24 protein-coding genes and 1 other RNA gene are annotated in these 23,176 nt (G+C 62.4%); 5 read left to right on the top strand and 20 right to left on the bottom strand.

The features are described 5' to 3' along the window. The 14 genes from ACE3PR_RS08935 to ACE3PR_RS09000 all read right to left on the bottom strand — a co-directional run. Positions 1-1,008 (bottom strand): ATP-dependent metallopeptidase FtsH/Yme1/Tma family protein (locus ACE3PR_RS08935; RefSeq protein WP_374371661.1); only part of this gene is annotated, 1,008 nt, incomplete at its 3' end. A gap of 99 nt (positions 1,009-1,107) precedes the next feature. Continuing rightward, positions 1,108-2,373, bottom strand: a complete 1,266-nt coding sequence (tilS, locus tag ACE3PR_RS08940) for a tRNA lysidine(34) synthetase TilS (protein ID WP_374370793.1) — start codon at positions 2,371-2,373, stop codon at positions 1,108-1,110. 78 nt (positions 2,374-2,451) lie between these two features. Continuing rightward, positions 2,452-3,429 carry a tol-pal system protein YbgF gene (ybgF, locus tag ACE3PR_RS08945; RefSeq protein WP_374370796.1) on the bottom strand — a complete coding sequence of 326 codons (978 nt, stop codon included), beginning with the start codon at positions 3,427-3,429 and terminating at the stop codon, positions 2,452-2,454. A gap of 229 nt (positions 3,430-3,658) precedes the next feature. Beyond that, positions 3,659-4,183 carry a peptidoglycan-associated lipoprotein Pal gene (pal, locus tag ACE3PR_RS08950; protein ID WP_374370798.1) on the bottom strand — a complete coding sequence of 175 codons (525 nt, stop codon included), beginning with the start codon at positions 4,181-4,183 and terminating at the stop codon, positions 3,659-3,661. Between the two features lie 172 nt (positions 4,184-4,355). Continuing rightward, positions 4,356-4,859, bottom strand: coding sequence for a peptidoglycan-associated lipoprotein Pal (gene pal / locus ACE3PR_RS08955; protein ID WP_374370800.1), 504 nt, complete (start codon positions 4,857-4,859; stop codon positions 4,356-4,358). Between the two features lie 155 nt (positions 4,860-5,014). After that, a complete protein-coding gene (tolB, locus tag ACE3PR_RS08960) occupies positions 5,015-6,361 on the bottom strand; it encodes a Tol-Pal system beta propeller repeat protein TolB (RefSeq protein ID WP_374371663.1) in 1,347 nt (448 codons plus the stop codon). Positions 6,362-6,471: 110 nt separating this feature from the next. Next, the gene (locus ACE3PR_RS08965) at positions 6,472-7,383 is read right to left on the bottom strand and encodes a hypothetical protein (RefSeq protein ID WP_374370803.1); all 912 of its coding nucleotides are present in this window, start codon (positions 7,381-7,383) and stop codon (positions 6,472-6,474) included. 2 nt (positions 7,384-7,385) lie between these two features. Further along, positions 7,386-7,862, bottom strand: coding sequence for an ExbD/TolR family protein (locus ACE3PR_RS08970; RefSeq protein WP_374370805.1), 477 nt, complete (start codon positions 7,860-7,862; stop codon positions 7,386-7,388). Then, entirely contained in the window at positions 7,862-8,650 is a 789-nt protein-coding gene (gene tolQ, locus ACE3PR_RS08975; protein WP_374370808.1) for a protein TolQ, read from the bottom strand. The genes ACE3PR_RS08970 and tolQ overlap by 1 nt, the downstream gene beginning before the upstream one ends. A gap of 9 nt (positions 8,651-8,659) precedes the next feature. Continuing rightward, positions 8,660-9,103 carry a tol-pal system-associated acyl-CoA thioesterase gene (ybgC, locus tag ACE3PR_RS08980; RefSeq protein ID WP_374370810.1) on the bottom strand — a complete coding sequence of 148 codons (444 nt, stop codon included), beginning with the start codon at positions 9,101-9,103 and terminating at the stop codon, positions 8,660-8,662. Next, positions 9,100-10,152, bottom strand: a complete 1,053-nt coding sequence (ruvB, locus tag ACE3PR_RS08985) for a Holliday junction branch migration DNA helicase RuvB (protein ID WP_374370813.1) — start codon at positions 10,150-10,152, stop codon at positions 9,100-9,102. The genes ybgC and ruvB overlap by 4 nt, the downstream gene beginning before the upstream one ends. Further along, a complete protein-coding gene (gene ruvA / locus ACE3PR_RS08990; protein ID WP_374370815.1) occupies positions 10,149-10,757 on the bottom strand; it encodes a Holliday junction branch migration protein RuvA in 609 nt (202 codons plus the stop codon). The genes ruvB and ruvA overlap by 4 nt, the downstream gene beginning before the upstream one ends. Next, complete coding sequence (gene ruvC, locus ACE3PR_RS08995; protein ID WP_374370818.1) at positions 10,754-11,269, bottom strand: crossover junction endodeoxyribonuclease RuvC; 516 nt, start codon at positions 11,267-11,269, stop codon at positions 10,754-10,756. Before ruvC ends, ruvA begins: the two co-directional genes overlap by 4 nt. A 43-nt stretch (positions 11,270-11,312) precedes the next feature. Continuing rightward, positions 11,313-12,062 (bottom strand): YebC/PmpR family DNA-binding transcriptional regulator, encoded by a 750-nt coding sequence (locus ACE3PR_RS09000; protein WP_374370821.1) that lies wholly within the window; start codon positions 12,060-12,062, stop codon positions 11,313-11,315. Positions 12,063-12,375: 313 nt separating this feature from the next. On the opposite strand from ACE3PR_RS09000, the gene ACE3PR_RS09005 reads away from it, so the two are divergent. Continuing rightward, positions 12,376-12,645 (top strand): hypothetical protein, encoded by a 270-nt coding sequence (locus ACE3PR_RS09005; RefSeq protein WP_374370824.1) that lies wholly within the window; start codon positions 12,376-12,378, stop codon positions 12,643-12,645. Between the two features lie 26 nt (positions 12,646-12,671). Here the strand turns inward: ACE3PR_RS09005 and ACE3PR_RS09010 are convergent, their stop codons facing one another. The 5 genes from ACE3PR_RS09010 to ACE3PR_RS09030 form a co-directional block, all read right to left on the bottom strand. Beyond that, positions 12,672-13,499, bottom strand: coding sequence for a TIGR00282 family metallophosphoesterase (locus ACE3PR_RS09010; RefSeq protein WP_374370826.1), 828 nt, complete (start codon positions 13,497-13,499; stop codon positions 12,672-12,674). 10 nt (positions 13,500-13,509) lie between these two features. Then, positions 13,510-14,100 carry a 5-formyltetrahydrofolate cyclo-ligase gene (locus tag ACE3PR_RS09015; protein ID WP_374370829.1) on the bottom strand — a complete coding sequence of 197 codons (591 nt, stop codon included), beginning with the start codon at positions 14,098-14,100 and terminating at the stop codon, positions 13,510-13,512. A gap of 80 nt (positions 14,101-14,180) precedes the next feature. Continuing rightward, positions 14,181-14,339: non-coding RNA, 6S RNA (ssrS, locus tag ACE3PR_RS09020), on the bottom strand. Between the two features lie 14 nt (positions 14,340-14,353). Beyond that, a complete protein-coding gene (locus tag ACE3PR_RS09025; RefSeq protein ID WP_374370832.1) occupies positions 14,354-14,683 on the bottom strand; it encodes a cell division protein ZapA in 330 nt (109 codons plus the stop codon). Between the two features lie 4 nt (positions 14,684-14,687). Beyond that, positions 14,688-14,915, bottom strand: a complete 228-nt coding sequence (locus ACE3PR_RS09030; RefSeq protein ID WP_374370835.1) for a hypothetical protein — start codon at positions 14,913-14,915, stop codon at positions 14,688-14,690. A 306-nt stretch (positions 14,916-15,221) separates the two neighbouring features. Between ACE3PR_RS09030 and tkt the strand changes: the two genes are divergently transcribed. The 4 genes from tkt (at position 15,222) to ACE3PR_RS09050 (ending at position 22,050) form a co-directional block, all read left to right on the top strand. Continuing rightward, positions 15,222-17,216: a transketolase gene (tkt, locus tag ACE3PR_RS09035; RefSeq protein ID WP_374371665.1), complete on the top strand. Its 1,995-nt coding sequence runs from the start codon at positions 15,222-15,224 to the stop codon at positions 17,214-17,216. A gap of 33 nt (positions 17,217-17,249) precedes the next feature. Further along, positions 17,250-18,260 (top strand): type I glyceraldehyde-3-phosphate dehydrogenase, encoded by a 1,011-nt coding sequence (gene gap / locus ACE3PR_RS09040; RefSeq protein ID WP_374370838.1) that lies wholly within the window; start codon positions 17,250-17,252, stop codon positions 18,258-18,260. A 307-nt stretch (positions 18,261-18,567) separates the two neighbouring features. After that, a complete protein-coding gene (locus ACE3PR_RS09045) occupies positions 18,568-20,673 on the top strand; it encodes a TonB-dependent hemoglobin/transferrin/lactoferrin family receptor (protein WP_374370841.1) in 2,106 nt (701 codons plus the stop codon). A 180-nt stretch (positions 20,674-20,853) separates the two neighbouring features. Further along, positions 20,854-22,050, top strand: coding sequence for a serine hydrolase domain-containing protein (locus ACE3PR_RS09050; protein WP_374370843.1), 1,197 nt, complete (start codon positions 20,854-20,856; stop codon positions 22,048-22,050). A gap of 23 nt (positions 22,051-22,073) precedes the next feature. On the opposite strand, the gene ACE3PR_RS09055 is transcribed toward ACE3PR_RS09050, so the two are convergent. Beyond that, positions 22,074-23,174, bottom strand: coding sequence for an ABC transporter ATP-binding protein (locus ACE3PR_RS09055; protein WP_374370846.1), 1,101 nt, complete (start codon positions 23,172-23,174; stop codon positions 22,074-22,076). Positions 23,175-23,176 lie beyond the last annotated feature (2 nt).

A 23,176-nucleotide genomic window follows, 5' to 3' on the forward strand; every position in this document is an offset into this window, starting at 1 on the left:
CTTCAGGATATGCTCGCGACCGTTGATGTCCGGATTGGGCACGTTGATCTGGCGATCGAAACGACCGGGACGCAACAGCGCGGGATCGAGGACGTCAGGCCGGTTGGTGGCGGCGATGATGATGACGCCTTCATTGGCGTCGAAGCCATCCATCTCGACCAGCATCTGGTTCAAGGTCTGCTCGCGCTCGTCATTACCGCCGCCGAGGCCGGCGCCGCGATGACGGCCAACCGCGTCGATTTCATCGATGAAGATGATGCAAGGCGCGTTCTTCTTGCCCTGCTCGAACATGTCGCGGACACGGCTGGCGCCAACGCCCACGAACATCTCGACGAAATCGGAACCCGAGATGGTGAAGAACGGCACATTCGCTTCGCCGGCAATGGCGCGGGCCAGCAAGGTCTTACCGGTGCCCGGAGGCCCCACCAGCAAGCAGCCCTTAGGGATCTTGCCGCCCAGGCGCTGGAATTTCTGCGGGTCCTTCAGGAACTCGACGATTTCCTCGAGCTCGACCTTGGCTTCCTCGATGCCAGCGACGTCGTCAAAGGTAACGCGGCCGGTGCGCTCGGTCAGCAGCTTGGCGCGCGACTTGCCGAAACCCATGGCCTTGCCGCCCTGGCCCTGCATCTGGCGCATGAAGAAGATCCAGACGCCCACGATGATGATGAGCGGCGCCCAGCTGATCAGGATCTGCATCAGGGGGCTGGTCCCGTCTTCCTTGGGCGCGGCTTTGATGTCGACGCCCTTGGCGGTCAGGTTCTCAACCAGCTTGGGGTCTTCCGGCGCGTAGGTGGAGAACGTCTGACCCGACGCGGTCATGCCGGTGATATTCGGCCCGCGGATCTCGACCGACTTGATCTGGCCGCCATCCACCTGGGCCAGGAACTGGGAATAGCTCATCTGCTGCTGTCCCGTGCGCGACGTATCGCCTTGGAACATTTGGAAAAGGACGATCAGCAACAAGCCGATCGCCACCCAGATCATCAGGTTTTTACCCCAGTTCACAATTGTCTTCCCTATTCCTTGGCGATCTGGCTGCAGGGACCCTAGGGCTATCCTGGCCTGGAGGCCACACGCCGTCATAAGTTAAATAGTGTGAGGCAAGGTTTACGCAACTGTAAAGCCGCCAGATGTCGCCGAATTATACGGTAGGAGACGGACCCGAAGGACATCTTTGAGCCCAAATGGATCAAATCCGGTAAACGGCACCCGGATGAGACGACCTGTCGCATCCCTGAAGGCCGGCAAGCCGGGCCGCGCCAAAGGTGGGACTTCCTTCAATTTTGGGGCCGATTCGGGAATTCCGGCGATTTCCCGCAGCCCGTCTTCCCCCAGCACGGCGATATCCGATCCGCCCTGCAGGTCGCCCACCCTCACGGCAAAGCGCCGGTCCCAGAAATATTCGCCCGGTCCCGCGATCCGTACGATCTCGCGCGCGGCCGCCGCCTCGCGGGCGACGAGCACCCGGCCACGCCAATTCCCAACCAGGCAGCCTCCCAGCGAGCGCACCGGCCCGCCGGACAGCACCGTACTAATATCCCGCCGTAGGGCCGACCGGGCGGGTCTGTAAGCGCCGCCGCCGATGGTTGCGATCAATTGGCCGACAGCAAGGTCACGGATTTCCTCGCTCGCCGCCATGAGCACCGCCAGATCGAGCAAGGCATAGCCGGCGGAGGCGATCTCGGCGGCGCGCATCAGAAGATCGGCGCCGCCGGCCTCAGTCACGCGGCGCAGCTCGCCGGCAGCACTGATCTCCGAGAGATCCGGCAACCTCCCCAATCGCCCGAGGCGCCAGCGCACTCGCTCGAATTTTTCGGCGCGATTGCTGGGATCCTCGAGCCAGTCCTGTTCGATATCCCGAAGAAAGCCCGACAGCGCCTCGCGCGTAACGCCTAGAAGCGGCCGGACCAGCCGCACGCCAGACCGGGTCGTAACGGCGCTCATGCCGGCCAGACCGGGCGAGGCGACGTTCATTTCGGCAGGATCGCGGGCGCGACGCATGGCGACGGTTTCGCGCTGATCATCCGCCTGATGTGCCAGCGCAAGATGCAGCACGCCCGCCGCGCGACACCAGGCGGTCAGCAAATCGTAGCGGGCCTGCCGGGCCACTTCCTGCACGCGAGAACGCGGTTTGAGCCCAGTCCAGCACAAGGTGACATGCGCAATGCCCAGCTCACGGGCCCAGAGCGCGACCTGATCCGCTTCGCGGGCGGAATCCGGCCGCAATCCGTGATCGACCGTCAGCGCGGTAAGTCTCCCCTGGCGGTCTCGGCACCATTGCGCCAGCAGCCGCATGAGGGCGACGGAATCCCTGCCGCCAGAAACCGCGACGGCCATCTCGGGGGATGATTCAAAGGGACCGAGCGCCGCCATCAGCCGCGCAAATCCCACGGCCGAGAGTGGCGTACTCAGGGAACTGTTGGCGATGTTATCCCCAAGACGTTACGCCCCTCACTTGCATTCATAGCGCTGCTTGGCGCGCTGGGCCCGATCCTTGATCGCCTGCGAGGCGTCCGGGAACTGCTTCTCGAGTTGTCCAAAAGCGGTACAGGCGTCTTTGTTGCGGCCGGTCTGGCCCAGCGACATGGCGAGCTTCAGCAGATTGTCCGGCGCCTTCGCGCTCTTGGGGTACTTCTGATATCCTTCCGCAAAGGCGATCGAGGCACTCTTGAAATCTCTGCGCACGTAATAGGTCTCGCCCAGCCAGTATTGCGCGTTCCCCGCCAGCGGGTCCTTGGGGTGTTGATCGAGGAAGGATTTCAAGGCGATCTCGGCCTCGGCATAGGCACCGCGCTGGACGAGCCCGGTCGCATATTCATACTGCTGCTGCGGCGTGTCGCCAGGCAGGATCACGGTGCCTGCAGCTGCTGCTGCGGCCTGTTCGGCGGCACCCGCCGGCGCTTGCGGCAGGTTCTGCATCTGGTCGCTGGAAAGCGTGCCCATGACACCCGGCTGGGTAGGTGCCGGCGGCGCCCCGGGATCCGTCGGCGTGGCCGAAGCGGTGGCGCCGCTCGCGTCCGGCGTCGCCGACATGGTCGCATCGGCCGCCATTGGCGTGCTGGCAGCGCGGCTCTCCAGCTCCGTGAGGCGGAATTCGGTGTCCTTCTGCATGCGGTCGAGCTTGTCGGCGAGGTCGTTGACCTTCAGCTCGACGGCTTCGATCTGTCCGATCACCTGGCTGATGCGCTGGTCATATTGCTGGAAGCGGATCTCGGTCTGCGCGGCGACGGTACCGCCGCCCGAGGCAGCCGCGCCGGCACCGCCTTGCGGGATCTGGTTCTGCAGAAAGGTCATCTGCTGCTTCAGCCGTTCGACTTCGGCCCGCAAGTCGTCGATCTCGTCAGCCTGTACGGCCGGCGCGCCGGCAAAGGCCAGAAAGGACGCCAAGGCTGCGACCTTCGCACCCATCGACACATTCATCCAGATCATTCCCATTACCCTTACCTCTCGGCCAAGCCAACGCATCGATCATGCTCCCCACCCGCGATGCCTGCCAGGCTATGCTTGCCAGGCCATGCTTGTCGGGGAAACCGGCAGAATTATGGCGTGACCAGTTGTCGGCCGACACAAAATTGCGAGCCGACAATGCCAAAGGGACTCGGTCAAAAGCAAGGCTGGCCAAGGGCTAACGGCCCCCGGCCAGCTTGCCGGCGCGGTTCTACTGAGAGTTTAACGCCGTAACCGCCCGCCGGTTCTGTGCCCAGCAGGTGCCGCTACTCTCGCCACAAAGCGGCCGCTCCTTGCCATAGGAGAGAATGCTGAGGCGGCTGGCATCAATGCCGAGGGCTGCCAGATAGCCGGCCGCCGCATGTGCCCGGCGTTCGGCCAGGGCCAGATTGTATTCACGGGTCCCCCGTTCATCCGCGTGGCCCTCGACGGTCACGGTCGTAGCTGGATTGGCGCGCAGCCAAGTCGCCTGCTGCTGCAGAACGCGCTCGGCATCGGGAGAGAGCGTATAGGAATCGGTCTCGAAATAGATCGCATTGGCGATGGCTTCATAGCTGCCGCCGATCGGTCCGCCGATGATGTCGGCGGTACCCGCGTCGATCGGTGGCGTCGCAACTGGTGATGGATTGGCGGTGGTCTCGGTGCCGGTGCCATTGCTGGTGCCGCAGGCCCCCAGCATCAGCACAAGCGACAGCGCAGCCAGTTTCCCGCGCCGGTCCGTCCAAAGTCGTGGCATTCGTGTCCCCTCTTTCAGGTTGAAAAATTCAACCGGGGCACACTCGCGGCAGAGTTGGGCGGGATTGCGGCTTTATTCGCGCAAGATCACGGAGATTTTACCGGATAAAGAAAAACGCCGGCCCGGGTTTCCCCGGACCGGCGTTCAAACCTTTAATCAGCTAATCGCGTGATTACTGGTTGACGGCGCTGACGCCACGACGGTTCTGCGACCAGCAGGATTCGTCGGACTGCACGCAGAGCGGGCGCTCCTTACCGTAGGAGATCACGCTCAACCGGTTCTGGTTCACGCCGAGAGCCACGAGATAGTTGGCAACCGCGTTGGCACGACGCTCGCCGAGGGCGAGGTTGTACTCACGGGTGCCGCGCTCGTCGCAATGACCCTCGACGGTGAGCGTGGAGGCCGGATACTGCTGCAGCCAAGCGGACTGGCGCTGCAACTGGCTCTGGGCCTCCGAGCTCAAGGTGTAGCTGTCGAGATCGAAGTAGACGGTGTTGCCAACTTCGGCATCGAACTGCTCCTTGGAACCGGGAGCATACTGACCGATACCGCTGGTATCGGCAGTCGAAGCCGTCTGGCCCGAACCGGCGGCGCCGGCATCATTCACCGGCACATCCGACGAACAGGCTGCCAGAAGAGCGGCCGCAGCCAAGGCCGACAAGATCGAAAGACGCATTTTTAGTTTCCTCTGTGTCCATCTGAGGCCTCGTAACTCATTCCCCGCCCAACCCCCGTTTTGGGACAGTTCCGAGCCTGAAGCCGTAAATTCCGCGCTGAATCAATGTATTCCGAGGTCAAATTGACCTAAGAATCGACGCGGAACATAATCCATTATTGATTCTCTAGCAAGGGCGACCACGCGGGATCCGAGCCGTCCAGTGGTGTTTTCATGACGCGCTCGTTAAATCCGGTAAGGTCGATGCTGTGAACCTGGGTTTTTCCGCTCGGATCTTGCTTAAAGAAAGCTAAAACACGACCATTCGGCGCCCAGGTCGGGCCTTCGATCAGCCAGCCCTGCGACAGCATCCGCTCGCCCGACCCATCGGGTCGCATGACGCCGATATAGAAACTGCCCTGATAGATGCGGGTGAAGGCGATGAGATCGCCGCGCGGCGACCAGACAGGCGTGCCATAAGCCCCCTGCCCCTTGCTGATGCGGCGCGAATTCGAGCCGTCGGCATTCATCACATAGACCTGCTGCGAGCCGCCGCGATCGCTTTCGAAGGTGATCTGCGACCCGTCCGGCGAGTAGCTCGGCGCCGTATCGATGCCGGGCGTGTTGGTGATGCGCTGCGTGCGGCGGGTGCGGGTATCCATCGTATAGATATCCGTGTTGCCACCCTGCGCCATGCTCATGATGACCCGGGCACCATCCGGCGAGAAACGCGGCGCGAAGGTCATGCCGGGGAAATCGCCCAGGATCTCCTGCTGGCCGGTATTGATGTTGAAGATGTAAACGCGCGGCTTGTTGCCGTAATAGGACATGTAGGTGATCTCTTGCGAAACCGGCGAGAAGCGCGGCGTCAGCACGAGAGCGGAACCATCGGTCAGGATTTTGTGGTTCTCGCCGTCCTGGTCCATGATGGCGAGGCGCTTGATACGCTGTTGCTTCGGGCCGGTTTCGGAAATGTAGACGATGCGCGAATCGAAATACCCCGTCTCGCCGGTGATGCGCGCATAGATATCGTCGGCCAGCAGGTGGGCACCGCGGCGCCAGGAATTCGCCTGGACGGTATAGCCCATGCCGGTCGTTTGCCCCGGATCAATCCCCATCTCGGTCTGACCGAACACGTCAAACAGCCTCGCTTCAACGCGGATCGTCCCGTTAGGCTGCGTCGCGACCGCGCCGGCGATGAGCGCTTCGGCATTGATGAGGCGCCAATCCTGATAGCGCGGCCCCTGCTGCAGCGAGGCGGGATCCTGAATGAAGGCGCGCTTGTCGATCGGCGCAAAAAGCCCCGACCGCTCAAGATCGGCTGCGATGACTGCGGCAACGTCGCGCGCTAACTGACTGTCGTTGGGCGATGCCGCGAAGAAATCCGGCACGGCGATCGGCATCGGCACCGGCTGCTTTCCGGGCTGAATGATGATCTTCGGCTCCGCCGACGCGGTCATCGGAACCACCAGGATCGCGAAGACGATCGCCATCCCCCGGATCGCTTGCCTCATACCTTGCATCATCGCTCTTGCCTCACATATGTCTTGTCTAAGCTGCGTTAAACGCTCAACTAAATCTCAACAGGAACTTTTGATTCTGTCTATCGCCCGCTGGCGATCGCTCCAGAGCTTCAAAAATTCGCGTATCTCGGGTCACAACCGAACTGGATGACCGGTTGTTCCTTACCGCGCGGAAACTCCACTCGACCGGTTTTATCGAACGCCCTACGGCAGGACTCCGCCACCGATCTATACCTTGGATCAGCCATGCGGGCGGGTTCCATGAACTCAACGCCCATCACGTTTCCCGCTCCATCGAATTTAACGCGGAGCCAGGCGACATATTGGGTAGGATCCGGCAGCGAACCAATATCAAAGTACCAGTTCTTTCCGATTTGATTGCCAATGCTGTCCGATTCCGCAGCGCTCAACGGCACTTCGGAAGCAAGCGGTGTCATCGTCCCGGTCGTCGGCTCTGCAGGCTCCGGCGTGGCCTGTTTTTTCGTCGGCTCTGGCGTCGGTTCCGCGGCAGGCTCATCAAGGAGGTGCTTCATCACATCCTCGAAGGCGGTGTCCTCCTTCTTGGGTTTTTCCTTTTCCGGCTCCTTTTTCTTCTCCGGTTCCTTTTTCGGTTCCGGCTTCTTCTCAACCTTCTTTTCGGGCTGTTTCTCTTCCGGCTTCGGCTCTTCCTTCTCGGGAATTGCCACCACCTCTTCCTCAGGTGGCGGGGGAGGAACGGCCGCAGATTGCTTGGGTTTTTCCGGCGCCGGCGCCGGCTTGGTTTCCTTCTTCGGCTTTTCCGCCTTTTGCACCGGCTTGGTTTTCTCGGTCGGCTTGCCCAGCTTGTCTACCTTGGGCGCCGCGGTAATGTCGGACACCAACGCCGCCTCAATTCCCATTGGCTGGATAACAGCGTCATCCTGAAACAGGACCGGCGCCCCGAAATAGCCCAGCAGCAGGATGGCGACATGGAACACGACCGAGGCGATCAAGCCGCGGTTGAGTTCCGGTTCCCAGCCCAGTTTCTCCTCGAGAAAACTCATCTTCAGTTCGACTTCTGTGCCGGCGCAGCCTCGCCGGTCTGATCCTTGGTTTCGGTCACGATGCCGACCTTGGTAAATCCATTAGCCTGCAATTCCGCCAAAACTTGGGCAATGCCGTCCCAATTCGCCGTGGCATCGCCCCGGACGTAAATGGTGGTATCGGGCTTGTTCGCGGTGATGGCGACCAGGCGCGGACCCAATTCCTCGATTGCGATCTGGGTTTCCTGCAGAAACACGACGTTATCGCTCCGCACCGTGACCACCAGCGGCTCTTCCGGGTTTGGCATCGCCTCGGCGCTGGTCTTGGGCAGTTCCACCTCGACACCCACCGTCAACAGGGGTGCCGTCACCATGAAGATGATAAGCAGCACCAGCATGACGTCGACCATCGGCGTTACGTTGATATCCGCCATGGGCGAGAACTTGCGCCGGGCCGAACGCCCGCGCGACGGGTGGCCGCCGCCGAGCTTGACGGCCATCAGTGCTTCTCCTCAAGCTGGCGCGAGAGGATGGCACCGAATTCGCCGGCAAAGGCTTCCAGGCGGTTGGCATAGCGGTTGATGTCGCCGGAAAGCTTGTTGTAGGCCAGCACCGCCGGGATGGCGGCGACCAGACCCAGCGCGGTCGCGAACAACGCCTCGGCGATGCCGGGCGCTACCACTGCGAGGGTCGTGTTCTTCGAGCCGGCGATGGCGGCGAAGCTGTTCATGATGCCCCAGACCGTGCCGAAGAGGCCGATGAAGGGTGCCGCCGAGCCCACCGAGGCGAGATAGCCCATATAGCGCTCGATCTGATCCATCTCGCGGCTGAGCGTGATGTTCATGACGCGCTCGATGCGGTCCTGCAGGCTTTCCCGAAGATGCTCCGAGGCCAGCAGGCCCTTGGCGGCCGAGCGCCGCCATTCGCGCATCGCGGCGACGAAGATCGACGACATCGGATCGGCCGGACGGTTCGAGATCCGGTCATAGAGATCTTCCAGCGAGCCGCCGGACCAGAAGGCTTCCTCGAATTGGCGGGCCTGTTCCCGGAGGCGCCGGATGCGGATGATCTTGTCGAAGATGATCGCCCAGCTCCAGATCGAGGCGAAGATCAGGAACAGCATGACCGATTTGACGATCCAATCGGCCTGCAGGAACAGGGCCCAGACGGAAAGATCGTGCGCGGCGCTGGGCAAGCCCACGGCGCCTTGCGCTGCGGCCTGCACGCCATCGAGGGCGGCACCATCGACGGTATCAACGGGTACGGCTGGCGGTGTTTGCGGATCCATTTTTCTTCTTCACTTCTTGTCGGAGGTATCGGTTGAAAGGACATGCCGCAGGGGCGCCGGCAGCCGGACCGGCCGGCCGTCGCGCCCCACGCAGGCAATGGTAACGGTGACGCGGCACAATTCGTCGGGTCCGCGCCGGATGGATTGGTCGAGATCGATGGTGGCCGCACCGAGGCCGGTGACCTGCGTCTCAACGTCCAGCATGTCATCCAGTTTCGCGGGCTTCATGTATTCGGCGGCGCAGCGCCTGACGGCGAGGACGATGCCCTCGCCCTGCATCATCGCGGTATGGTGAAACCCGGCTTCCCGCAACATCTCGGTCCGCGCGCGCTCGGCGAATTTCAGATAATTGGCATAATAGACGATGCCGCCCGCATCCGTGTCCTCGTAATAGACCCGGATCGGGAAGCGATGCGCCGGCTGCGCCTGCGGTTTGAGGGCGGTGAGAGTCATCCGAGATCACCCTCGATATCCGGCGCCAGCAAATCCGCCTGGGCGGCATTGGCCGAGGGGGTCAGCCCCAGATGCTTGTACCCATTGAGTGTCAGCATGCGGCCGCGCGGTGTCCGCTGCAGCAGGCCTTGCTGAATGAGATAAGGTTCGATCGCGTCCTCGATCGTGTCGCGCTGCTCGGAGAGGGCTGCCGCCATCGTCTCGACGCCGACCGGCCCGCCATCATAGTTCTCGGCGATGCAGATGAGATAACGCCGGTCCATGGCATCGAGGCCCAATTGATCGACCTCAAGCCTTGTCAGCGCCTGATCGGCAAGCTTGGCATCCACCCTGCCCGTCTTCGCGACCGCCGCGAAATCGCGTACGCGCCGCAGCAGGCGCCCGGCGACGCGTGGGGTTCCACGCGCACGGCGGGCGATCTCGAGCGCACCGCTATCGGCAAGGTCCAGGCCCAGCACGCGCGCTCCGCGCCGAACGATCAGTTCCAGTTCCGCATGGGTATAGAAATTGAGCCGCAGCGGAATCCCGAAGCGTTCCCGCAGCGGCGTCGTGATCATGCCGAGCCGCGTGGTGGCGCCCACTAGCGTGAATTTCGGCAGATCGATCCGCACCGACCGCGCCGCCGGGCCCTCGCCGATGATGAGGTCAAGCTGGAAATCCTCCATCGCCGGATAGAGGATTTCCTCAACCGCCGGCGACAAACGATGAATCTCGTCGATGAACAACACATCGCGCGGCTGCAGATTGGTGAGCAAGGCCGCGAGATCCCCTGCCCGCGCAATCACCGGACCGGACGTCGCGCGGAAACCGACGCCGAGTTCACGCGCCACGATCTGCGACAAAGTCGTTTTGCCGAGACCCGGCGGACCATAGAACAACGCGTGATCGAGGGCTTCGCCACGCGCCTTGGCCGCTTCGATGAAGATGCCCAGATTCTCGCGCAGTTTCTGCTGCCCGATGAACTCGGTCAGCGCCAGCGGCCGCAGGCTCTGCTCGCCATTGTCTTCCGGCGCCTGATCGGGCGCCACCATGCGTGGCTCCAGACTCATTGCGCCAGTTCCTTGAGCCCGTGCACGATCAATTCATTGAGCGCGGTGTTGGCACCCTGTTTCTGCATAACCTTGGCGACGGCGCCATAAGCTTCGGCACGGCGATAGCCAAGGTTGACCAGCGCCGAGACCGCGTCGTTCATCGGTCCGTCGGCGGTCGGCGTTGCCTCAACGCCGGCTGGCGACGGCGTTCCCAGCGAAATGCCGCCGACCTTGTCCTTCATCTCGGCAACCACGCGCTGCGCCAGTTTCGGGCCGACACCATTAGCACGAGCGACGGCGGCCTTGTCCTGCGCCGCAACGGCCCGCGCCAACTCGTCCGGCGCCAGCACGGAGAGAATGCTCAGCGCCACCTTGGCACCCACGCCCTGGACGTTGAGGAGCGCCCGGAACCAGTCGCGCTCGGTCGTGTCGGCAAAGCCGAAGAGCGAGATCGCGTCCTCGCGCACATGGGTGTCGATAAGGAGGCTGGCCGCACTCCCCCGCCCACCCAGGCGCGACAGCGTCTTGCCGCTGGCATGAACCACATAGCCGACCCCATTCACGTCGATGATCGCGTGATCGCCGGCGACGCTGTCGACCTGGCCTGTCAATTTGCCGATCAACGGGCGGCCTCGCGGAAATCCTGGGCGCCCCATTTGCCGAGCGTGCCCATGTGATGGGCATGGCAGATCGCCACGGCCAGGGCGTCCGCCGCATCGGCGCTTTTCTGATCGCGCGCCGCCGGCAGCAGCACACCGATCATCATTTGCACCTGCTTCTTGTCGGCATGCCCCGCGCCGACCACCGACTTCTTCACCAGATTGGTCGGGTATTCGGCCACGCGGAGCTTGTAGAGCGAGGGCACCAGCAAGGCGATGCCGCGGGCGACGCCCAGCTTCAAGGTTGAGGCCGGGTTCTTGTTGACGAAGGTCTCTTCGACCGCGGCCTCGTCGGGCTGATGCGCGTCGATCACTTCGCGGAGACCGTCATGTATCTCGACCAGCCGTTCTGCGAGATCCCGCTTCGGGTCGGTATTGACCACACCCGCCGCCACGAAAGAAAGCCGTGAGCCGACGGCATCGATGACGCCCCAGCCGGTATGCTGCAGACCGGGATCCAGTCCGAGAATTCGCATGCCGTTTACGGTTCCTTCCGAGGGTTCGATTTGGCCGGCCGGGTCAGGCCGTCAGCTTGGCCAGAGTTTCCTCCGACACTTCGAAATTGGCGCTGACCGTCTGGACGTCGTCATTGTCTTCCAGCGTGTCGATCAGCTTGAACAGGGTTTCGGCCGTTTCGGCATCGACCGGCGCCGTGGTGACCGGGCGCCATTGCAGGCGCGCCTCTTTGGCTTCCTTGAACTTCGCTTCGAGCGCATCGCGCACGGTCGCGAAGTCTTCGGTCGCACAGGTGATCTCATGCGCCTCGGCATCGGATTCGACATTGTCGGCGCCGGCATCCAAAGCGGCTTCGAACATGGCGTCGGCGCTGGCGGCCTTGGCCGGATAGCGGATAACGCCCTTCCGTTCGAACATGAAGCTGACGGAATTCGTCTCGCCCAGATTGCCGCCGGCCTTGGCAAAGGCGGTGCGGATTTCTGTGGCGGTCCGGTTCCGGTTGTCGGTCAGCGCCTCGACGATGATGGCGACCCCGCCCGGGCCATAGCCTTCGTAGCGGACCTCGTCATAGGCGGTGTTGTCATCGCCGCCGGCGCCGCGCTTGATCGCGCGCTCCATCGTGTCCTTGGGCATGTTGGCGTCGCGCGCCGCGATGACCGCCGCCCGCAGGCGCGGATTGGTCGCCGGGTCGGGCGCCCCCATCTTGGCCGAAACGGTCAGTTCTCGGATGATCTTGGTGAAGACCTTGGCGCGCTTCGCATCCTGCGCGCCCTTGCGGTACATGATGTTCTTGAATTGGGAATGGCCAGCCATCGGTCTGTTCCTGAACGCAAAACTTTGTAGAGGGTAACGGCCAATCCTTACCATATATAGGGGCCGATGGCGTCCAAGAGCGGAACCTAGACCGCGAATATGGCAGGATTTTGACGCCTTTTAGCACAATTCCTTAACCTGCCAAGCCCGTCCGGTAACGGACCGTGTCAGACCATGACCTCACATCCGAATACGTCGATCAGCCAAGTTTTCGCTATTAGCCAAGCGAAATTCACCACTCATTTACGGTCATCTCCGTATAGCTTTTAGCAATCTGGTCCGATTCGGGCCTAAAGCCGACGAAAGGTGCCGCATGTCGCGTACGATTCCCGAGGCGGGAACCCGCTCGGAGCCGGTCAATCTGGAAGTCGAGATTCGTCGCATGGCCGAGGTCGTGACCCAGGTGGCGCGACAGATGGGCCTGGAAGGTGTTACCGGCGCTCTCAAGATTGTCGCGGATGGCCAGCCTCAGGCCAGCGACCGGGTTCATGAGATGGCCCGGCAATTCCTCGACCGCACCCATCAGATGCAAAGCGAGGTCGACCGTTTCCGGGCCGTTGCGAATGGCGGCCGCGTCGCCTGACGTGACCGCGCCCCAGGAATTTTAACTTAAGCCGGTTTGGCTGCGGCCGGCATCGCCGGCGCCAGCTTGCCGCCGATGCGCACGGGATCAATCCGGCGCGCGAGCCCGGTATTGTCGTCGAGCTCCACCAACACCCCGCAAAGCGTACCCGCGCCATTCGCCGGGCTCAACCGCTCGGTCGGCAGCTTGCGCGTGAAACGCTGCACGGGGATCGTCTTCTCCATGCCGATGACGGAATCGTAATCGCCGCACATCCCGGCATCGGATTGATAGGCGGTGCCCTTCTCCAACACCATGTGATCGGCGGTGGGCACATGGGTATGGGTACCGACGACAAAGCTCGCGCGCCCATCCACGAAATGACCGAAAGCCATCTTCTCGCTGGTGGCCTCGGCGTGAAAATCGAACAGGATCGCGTCGACATTGCCGCCCAGGCGATAGGTCTTCAACAAGGCTTCCGCCGCGGCGAAGGGATCATCCAGCGGATCCATGAACAGGCGTCCCATCAGATTGGCGACCAGCACCTTCTTGCCTCTCTGGGTCTGGTAGACATGGGCGCCCTTGCCCGGCGTGCCGGCGGGGAAATTCTGCGGGCGCAGCAGGCGCGGCTCGCCGCCGATGAAGGAAACCGTCTCCTTCTGGTCCCAGACATGGTTGCCCGTGGTCGCGCAATCGACGCCATGGGCGAACAATTCCGCTGCCAGCTTCTGGGTGATGCCGAAGCCGCCGGCGGCGTTCTCGACATTCGCCACCACGAAATCGGCATCGAGGTCACGCCGCAGGCTCGGCAGTCTTTCCACGACCACATCCCGCCCCGCGCGCCCAACCAGATCGCCTAAAAACAATAATTTCATTTAGTTCTGCTTATTTCTTACCATTAAACTTGAAGACTGAGCGCTCCGTCACGACCAGATCCAAAGGCTGGTCATAAGGCCCGCGGGGGACGAAGGCCATCTCTTGGGCCGCATAGGCGACGCCGACGGCCAGCGCGCGACCGTGTCGGCGCAACTTAGCCAGCGTCCGGTCGTAAAAGCCACCGCCATAACCCAGACGATAGCCGTCCGGATCAAAAGCCAGCAACGGCACCAGCAGGATCTGCGGCAGGATTTCGGCGGCGCCTTCGGGTGGCGTCAGCACCTTGAAGCGCCCCATGACCAGATCCTCGCCGGGCTGCCAGCGGCGGAAAATCAGGGGTTCGCCCTTGGCGACAACGACCGGCAGGCCGATCGGATGGCCTTCGGCATGATACCCGGCCAGCGCCGGCCGCACGTCGACCTCTCCTTCCAACGGCCAGTAGCCGGAAACCGCGATCCCCGGCGGCATGGCCAGCGCCTCGGTCAGATGGCGCTTCAGCGCCAGCCCGGCTTCCGGATCGGCGCGCCAGGCGAGATCGCGGGCCGCATAGGCTTGCTGGCGCAAATCTCTCTTAAAATCAGCGACTTCCTGGGAATCCATGAATCAAAAACTCGGCATCGATCAAACAAAAACACACGCCAGCAACCGATTGGCTCGATTGCTGGCGTGTGAATGAGGTGGGCGGCGCCACATGGGCCGTTCGCTCGTTTGAATCCTCCGTGGCCTGCCTAAGCAGGTGGGCGCCATATGTCCGAGACCACGGTCTCGGCAGGGACAGCTCCCTAGAGGTTAGAATTGGCCTCAGGGATTACACGGCATTACGCACCCGACAGCACTCCGCCCAAGGCAGTACTTAGGCTGCTTCCAGCCGCGCGGCAATAGCCTCGATCTTGGTGGCCAGGCGCTCGATGGTATCGGCCAGGGCAATCTCGCGCCTTTGCGCCAGTTCTTCCTGCGCGCCGCGGAGGTCCTGGATCAACCGGTTCTTCTGATCGATCTCGTCGCTCATCAAGAGGGCGGTCAGCGCAAAGAGCAGGTTCTCGGCCACCGGCCCGGAATTCTTGACCAGGCTTTCCATCCGGCGCCGGACTTCGCCGGCCAGTTCCAGGACTCGCGCCTCCTCGCCCTCGCCACAGGCGATGTCGTAATTGCGGCCATTGAGCGCGATGGTCACGGTCGGCATGAGATCAGGCTCCCTCCGTCACCGTGTGCATCCGGCCGATGACGACATCGAGCCGATCGGAGACCAGCCGCGCTTCGGATTGCAGCAGCGTGTAGGTCTGGCGCAGCACCGCCAATTCCGTTTGCAGAATATCCCGATCATGCGTGCCGCGGGTGGTGCTTTCTTCCACCGCTGCATCTAGCCGCGCCATGGCCGCGTCAAGGCGGCCGATCGCTGTATCCAACCTGGACATGAGGTTCGGTCCTGGCCCCCAAGATTTTTCGATCACGAGGATCGGTGTTTCATCCGGTTTACTCGACCTTTCAAAGCGGCGTCAACCAATGCGATGTCCAGCGCTGCAATAGTGCCGGGATGATACTGTGACCGATGGGATTGGAGTCGTCGGATTTAACGACAATCCAAGTAATATGCCCGGATTCGGCAGTTGACCTGACGCCCCCGCCCGGGCATGTTCCGCCGCGATCCGGTGGCCGGATCGGTCGGCCGCCATTTATCCAGAATCCAGGGCCTTTTTGCGCCCCGGCGCCAAGGAATGATGATGGACGCGAAATCGGCCCCCGCCACTCACTCGATCCCCCACCGCGACCTTGCCAATGCCATCCGGGCATTGGCGATGGATGCGGTCGAAGCCGCGAAGTCCGGCCATCCCGGCATGCCCATGGGCATGGCCGATGTGGCGACCGTTCTGTTCCAGCGCCACCTGAAATTCGATGCGTCGCAGCCGAGCTGGCCGGATCGCGATCGTTTCGTGCTCTCCGCCGGCCATGGTTCGATGCTGATCTATTCGCTGCTGCATCTCACCGGCTATCCGGAAATGACGCTGGATGAGATCAAGAACTTCCGCCAATGGGGCAGCAAGACCGCCGGCCATCCCGAATACGGCCATGCACCCGGCATCGAGACCACGACCGGCCCGCTGGGCCAGGGCCTCGCCAATGCCGTCGGCATGGCTTTGGCGGAACGCATCCTCAATGCGCGTTTTGGCGATGATCTGGTCGATCACCGCACCTATGCGATCGCCGGCGATGGCTGCCTCATGGAAGGCATCAGCCACGAGGCGATCTCGCTGGCCGGGCATCTCAAGCTCAACAAGCTCATCGTGCTGTTCGACGATAACGGCATCTCGATCGACGGCGCCGTCTCCCTCTCCTGCTCCGACGATCAATTGCTCCGCTTCCAGGCGAGCGGCTGGTCGACCGCGCGGGTCGACGGCCACGATCCGGAAGCGGTTTCCGCCGCAATAGAAGCCGCCAAGAAATCCGACAAGCCCTCGCTCATCGCCTGCAAGACGGTGATCGGCTACGGCGCGCCCGGCAAAGCGGGATCCTCCTCCAGCCACGGCTCGCCGCTCGGCAAGGACGAGATCGCCGGCGCCCGCGAGAAACTGGGCTGGAGCCACGCGCCCTTCGACATCCCGGCCCCGATCAAGGCGGCCTGGGAAACGATCGGCAAGCGCGGCGCCACGGAAGCGGCGGCCTGGTCGAAGCGTCTTGATGCCAACAAGCAGAAAGCCGAATTCACCCGCGTCATCTCGGGCGAGCTGCCGGCCAATTTCGCTGAAGTCGTCGGCGACCTGAAGACCGCCATCGCCAAGGACGCGCCGAAGATCGCCACGCGTATCTCGTCGCAACTGGTGCTGGACAGCCTGGTCCCGGCGATGCCGGAGCTTATCGGCGGTTCCGCCGATCTCACCGGCTCCAACAACACCAAGGCCAAGGTCGCCAAACCGGTGAAGCCCGGTGATTACGGCGGCAATTATATCTATTACGGCATCCGCGAACACGGCATGGCGGCGGCCATGAACGGCATGGCGCTCCATGGCGGCATTATTCCCTTCGGCGGCACCTTCCTGGTGTTCACCGATTACTGCCGTCCGGCGATTCGTCTCTCGGCGCTGATGAAGCAGCGTGTCGTCTATGTCATGACGCATGATTCCATCGGCCTCGGCGAAGACGGCCCGACCCATCAGCCGATCGAACATCTGGCAGCGCTCCGCGCCATTCCGGGTCTGCTGGTCTTCCGTCCCTGCGACACGATGGAGACGGCGGAATGCTGGGCCCTGGCGCTCAGCAACAAGGACCGGCCTTCGGTCCTCGCTCTCACCCGCCAGGCTCTGCCGCTGCTCCGCGCCGACGCGGCCAATGCCAATCATTGCGCCCGTGGCGGCTACGTCATCCGCCCGACCCAGAAGGAGCGCAAGGTGACCTTGATGGCGACCGGCTCCGAGGTCGAGATCGCGGTCGAGGCGCAGAAGCTGCTCGAGGAAAAGGGCATCGGCACCGCCGTCGTCTCGATGCCGAGCTGGGAATTGTTCGAAGAGCAATCCGCCGCCTACAAGCAGGAAGTCCTGGGAAGCGGCCTGCGCGTCGCCGTCGAAGCCGCCGCCGGTTTCGGCTGGGAGCGCTATATCGGCCCGAACGGCATCTTCATCGGCATGAAGGGCTTTGGGGCCTCGGCGCCCATCGCCGACCTCTACAAGAATTTTGGCATCACGCCCGCGGCAATCGTCGACGCCGTCACGGCGAAACTCTGATTTCGATCAGAAGACAGCAGAAAGGTACGAGACATGGCAGTTCGGGTTGCGATCAACGGGTTCGGCCGCATTGGCCGCCTGGTCCTGCGCGCGATGATGGAATCGGGCCGCAAGGATCTTGAAATCGTCGCCATCAACGATCTGGGTCCGGTCGAGACCAACGCGCATCTCTTCCGCCGCGATTCGGTCCACGGTGCCTTCGCCGGCAACGTAAAGACTAAGGCCGGCGCCATGGATGTGGGCCGCGGCTGGATCAACGTCTCGGCCGAGCGCGATCCGGCGAAGCTTCCCTGGAAGGACCTCAAGATCGACGTCGTCGCCGAATGCACCGGCCTCTTCACCGATCGCGAGAAGGCGAAGCTCCATCTTGCCGCCGGCGCCAAGCGCGTGCTCATCTCGGCGCCCGCCACCAATGCCGATCTGACCGTGGTCTATGGCGTCAATAACCAGAAGCTGAAGAAGTCGCATACCATCGTCTCGAATGCGTCCTGCACCACCAATTGCCTGACGCCCGTCGCCGCCGTCCTCAACAAGGCCATCGGCATCGAGCATGGCTACATGACGACGATCCATTCCTATACCGGCGACCAGCCGACCCTCGACACCATGCACAAGGATCTTTACCGCGCCCGCGCGGCGGCCCTCAGCATGATCCCGACCACGACCGGTGCCGCCAAGGCCGTCGGCCTGGTGCTGCCGGAACTTGCCGGCAAGCTCGACGGCTCGTCGATCCGCGTGCCGACCCCCAATGTCTCGGTCGTCGATTTCAAATTCGTCGCCAAGAAGGCGACCACCAAGGAAAAGGTCAACGCCGCGATCATCAAGGCGGCGGCCAGCGGTCCGCTCAAAGGCATCCTTGCCACCAACGACCAGCCGCTGGTCTCGATCGATTTCAACCACAACCCGGCCAGTTCGACCTTCGATCTGTCGCAGACCCAGGTGATCGACGGCACCTTCGTGCGCATCCTCACTTGGTACGACAACGAATGGGGCTTCTCGAACCGCATGTGCGACACGGCGGTCGCCCTCGGCAAGCTCGGATAAGACGTTCCGAGTGTTCACGCAAAGCACCCCGTCTCGCGAGAGGCGGGGTTTTTTGTTTGGGCATCCTCAATGTGCCGAGGAATAGGCTTGCCTCTTTAGGTGCGGATTGCTATGAAATGACTGCGAATGGTTCTTATTTGCGCCAAAGGCGCGACGGGGCCATTTGGGGAAAATGGAGGACGCGCTTGCGTCCGTTTCAGACCTAGCAAGCCCGCTGCCGCGCGCCCGGAAACCCGGGCGTCATCGGCCCAGTCCGAGCCAAGCCAGGAAGCAAATCACCTGACTTGAGCATTGGGGGGCATCCGGCATGCGCACGACCACATCTTCTCTCCGTCCACGACTTTTGGCCTCGACAGCCTTGCTGGCGGCGTTGCTTTTGCCGCTAGGCCCGGCATCGGCACAAGAGACGACAGATCCAGCCACCCAGGAAACCGAGCTGCCCGCTGCGGACGAAGAAATTCTGCCGCTCGACCCCCTCACGGTAACGGGGACCAAGACGCCGCGGCGCGCCAGCGAGGTCCCGGCAACGATCGACGTCATCGACCAGGAGCAATTGGAGCGCAAGCAACCGCAAACGGTAGGCGATGTACTCAACGACCTTCCCGGCGTGGAAATGGAAGGCGGCAACAAAGGTTCCAGCAGCCAGCCGAATATCCGCGGCATGGGCTCCACCGGCTGGGGCACCAACCGCGTCGTGACCCTGATCGATGGTGCGCGCCAGAATGTCGGGTCCGGCCATGGCGGCATGATGTTCATCGATCCCGATATGGTGAAACAGATCGAGGTCATGAAGGGTCCAGGCTCGACCCTCTATGGCAGCGGCGCCATCGGCGGCGTCATCGCCATCGAAACCAAGGATGCGGCGGACTTCATCGACGAAGGCGATACCGTCGGCCTGCGCGGCAAGGTTGGATTCCATTCGGTCAATGAAGAGCCGGTCCTCGCCGGCACCGTCGCGGTAAAACCGATCGACCAGGTTGATTTTCTGGGCAACATCGTCTGGCGTGACAGTATCGACTACAAGGGCGGCAATGACGGCGCCCGCATCGACGATACAGAGGTCGACATCCTGTCGGGCTTGATGAAACTCGGTATCGAGCCGGCGGACGGTCATCGCCTCGAGCTCTCCGGCTTGATCTACGAGAACGACGAGGACGAGACGTTTACCGATGTTGACAATGCCAACACGGAATTTGATGGCAACCATGCGATCAGCAAGAGCACCGCGACACTGAACTACTCATTCGACAGCCCGGACACCGACCTCATCAATCTCAAGGCGACGGCCTATCGCGACGACACCGATACCAAAGACACCGGGGACGATTACGACCGCGTATCAGAAACACGTCTGACGACGACCGGCCTCGACGTCAACAACACGTTCGAATTCGACAGCGGCTGGGCAAAGCATGCGACCACCTTCGGCACCGAGTACTATCACGATTCCGGCGAAGGCCGCTTGAACGGGGACGTGCGCGAGCAATTCCCTGATGCAACACAGGATGTTGTCGGCGTCTATCTACAGCACGAGATCAAGCTGTTTGACCAGGTGTCGCTGACCCCAGGCGTACGCTGGGACTACTACCAAACCAACCCGGAGAGCAGCGACTTCGACAGCCAGTCTCATGATCGGATCTCGCCCAAGATCGGCCTCAGCTGGGAACCGTTCGAATGGGTCAATCTCTATGCCAGCTACGCCGAAGGCTATCGCGCGCCTTCGGTCTCCGAACTTTATATCGGCGGAACGCACTTCGCCGTTTTCGGCCCCTTTAACAACGTCTTCGTTGCCAATCCGGACCTCAAGCCGGAAACCGCCAAGACCTGGGAGGGCGGTGTAAAACTCAACTTCGGCGATGTCGTCCTGGAGAATGACGCCCTCGGCTTCAACCTCGCCTACCACACCACGCGTGCGAAGAATTTCATTGATGGCGATGTCATCATGAACGTGCCGGTCCTGATGACCACCACCCCTGTTAACGTGCCCCGGGCGAAAATCGACGGCATTGAGGTTGGCCTCAACTATGACGCCGACTTCTTCTTCTTCAGTGGCGGCTATTCGCGTATTCGCGGCTGGAACCAGACGGATGACGAGTACCTGAACTCGATCCCGGCGGACAAGCTGGTGCTGACGGTGGGCGCCCGCGTGCCGCAGATCGACGTCACTTTCGGCGTCACCAATGAGTATCTGTGGTCGCAAAACCGGGCCGCGGATGAAGAGCTGCGCACCGACGGCGTCAACCTCGTCGGTCTGTTCGCGTCCTGGGAGCCGAGCGAAGGCCCGCTGCAAGGCTTCCGTGTCGATGCCGGCATCGAGAACCTGACCGACGAAGACTACACCCGTTTCCTCGCCACCGAGGAAGGCCCTGGCCGCGACTATCGGGTCGCCGTCAGCTATGGCATGTCGTTCTAACCAGGAAGTTCCCTAACCAAGAAATTCCCTGAGCCAGCAACTGCCGACACCCCGCCGCGGTCCAGCCAAGCCGCGGCGGGGTTCTTTTTGGATGATCGTGACCCTTTGCACAGGCGTAAAACAATGGCTACATTGCGCAGCTGATTTTCTAAGCTGCGCAAGGTGCCGATGATGGATGCAATGCCCTTTGAACCCCGCCTGATGCAAGCCGCTCCTTCGGCGCCCGAGCATCAGGTGACGCTCGCCAACTGGCGCGTCGAACCGTTCAACCGCTGGGCCTTCACTCACGTCTCCGAGATCGTGCCAAGTGCCATCATCGCCCATGATCCGGATGCGGTAACGCCGCTGGCGATCGCAGCGGCGGATTTCAACCGCATCGCCTGCCGCACCGGCGATGGCCGCGACAGCACGATTTCGGGGATGCTGGCCGAGACCTATACCGACGGCTTCCTGGTCCTGCACAAGGGCAAGATCGCCACCGAATCCTATGCCGGCGCCCTCACCCGCACCCGCCCACATATCGTCTTTTCGGTCAGCAAGTCGATCACCGGCAGCCTTGCCGGATCGCTGGTCGAGCGCGGCGAGCTCGATCCCGACGCGCCGGTCACGCAATACATTCCCGAAGCGCGGAACTCCGCTTATGGCAATGCCACCGTGCGCCATGTGCTCGACATGACCGTCGCCGTCGATTTCGCCGAGGAATATCTCAACCCCGAAAGCGATTTCATGCGCTACCGCCGCGCCACCGGCTGGAACCCGCCTTTACCCAACGAAGATCCCGGCGATCTGCGCAGCTTCCTCACCGGAATCAAGCGCGGTCCAGGCGAACATGGCCACCGCTTCAACTATCTCTCGATCAATTCGGATCTGTTGGGCTGGATCCTGGAGCGCGCCGGCGGCAAGCCCCTCCCCGATCTCCTCAGCGAACGGATCTGGGCACATCTTGGTGCGGAACAGCCGGCCTATGTCACCGTCGACCGTCTGGGCGCATCGCGCACCGCCGGCGGCATGAGTGCCTCTCTGCGCGATCTCGCCCGCTTCGGCGAGATGATGCGGTTGGGCGGCCGGGTCAACGGCAAGTCCGTGGTACCGGGCTTCTGGGTCGACGACATCCTGAGCAAAGGCGACAAAGCCGCCTGGTCACGCGGCGACATGCAGCACTTCAATCCCGGCGGCAGCTATCGCAGCAAATGGTACATCCTTGACGACGCGCGCGGGCAATTCTGCGCTGTCGGCATCCATGGCCAATGGATCTTCATCGATCAGCGCGCCGAACTGGTGATCATCAAGGTCTCGTCGCAACCTCTCCCGGTCGACGAGCCGATGGACCGCTTGATCCTTGCCGGCCTGAAGGCGATCGCGGCCGAACTCGCCTGAGGAATTTTTAGCCTGAGGACTCTCTATTCGGTCAGCAGCACGGCGGCATTGTTGGGCCAGCTCAGCCAGACCGGCCGGCCGATCGAACTGGCATCGTCGAGCGCGCGGTCGGATTTCTGCAAGGCGACAGCGACCGGGATCGACATGCCGTCCACCGCGACATGGTAATGGCTGCGGTCGCCGAAATAGGCTTCGGCTTCGACCCGCCCGGCAATCGCATTCTGCCCAGCCGCCGGTTTGTCCCAGCTCAGTCTCAGCTTCTCCGGGCGGACGGCGATCGAGACGACACTGCCCTTGTCAGGCACATGGCCGTTGACCGACACGGTCAATTGTCCGAGATGCCCGGCATCGATCAACGCCGTGCCGTTGACCACATCCTTCAAGGCACCCTGGAAGAAATTCATCGAACCGATGAAGCCCGCCACCTCCCTGCAATTGGGCGCTTCGTAGAGCCGGTTGGCGGCATCGATCTGCAAAGCCTTGCCGCGCGACATGACGGCGATCCGGTCCGAGAGCGCCAGAGCTTCCTCCTGGTCATGCGTCACGAAGACGAAGGTGACGCCGACCGTTCGCTGGATCTGGCGGAGCTCGATCTGCATTTCCTCGCGCAGCTTCTTGTCGAGGGCGCCCAAGGGCTCATCGAGCAGCAGCACTTTCGGCTTGCAGACCAGCGCCCGGGCCAGAGCCACACGCTGGCGCTGGCCGCCGGAAAGCTGGTGGCTCGCGCGCTCGCCATAGCCCGGCATCTTGATGAGTTCCAGCGCTTCCTCGACCACGCGCCTCAGCTCTGTCTTCGAGAGACCCTTTTTCCGGAGGCCATAGGCGATGTTCTCACCAACGTTGAGATGCGGGAAAATGGCATAGTTCTGGAACACCATATTGGTCGGCCGCGCATGCGGCGGCACGGTCGAGACATCCTGCCCGTCGATCAGAATGGCACCGGAGGTTGGCACCTCGAATCCCGCCAGCATGCGCAGCAAGGTGGTCTTGCCGCAGCCGGACGGTCCCAGCAGCGAAAAGAACTCGCCCCGCTTGATCTCGAAGCTGACATCGTCGACCGCGCACACCGGGCCGAAATGCTTGGAGACGTGATCGAGCGAAATGATCGAATCGGCGGCGTTCATGA

Source organism: Dongia sp., assembly GCF_041909655.1.
Lineage (GTDB): Bacteria > Pseudomonadota > Alphaproteobacteria > Dongiales > Dongiaceae > Dongia.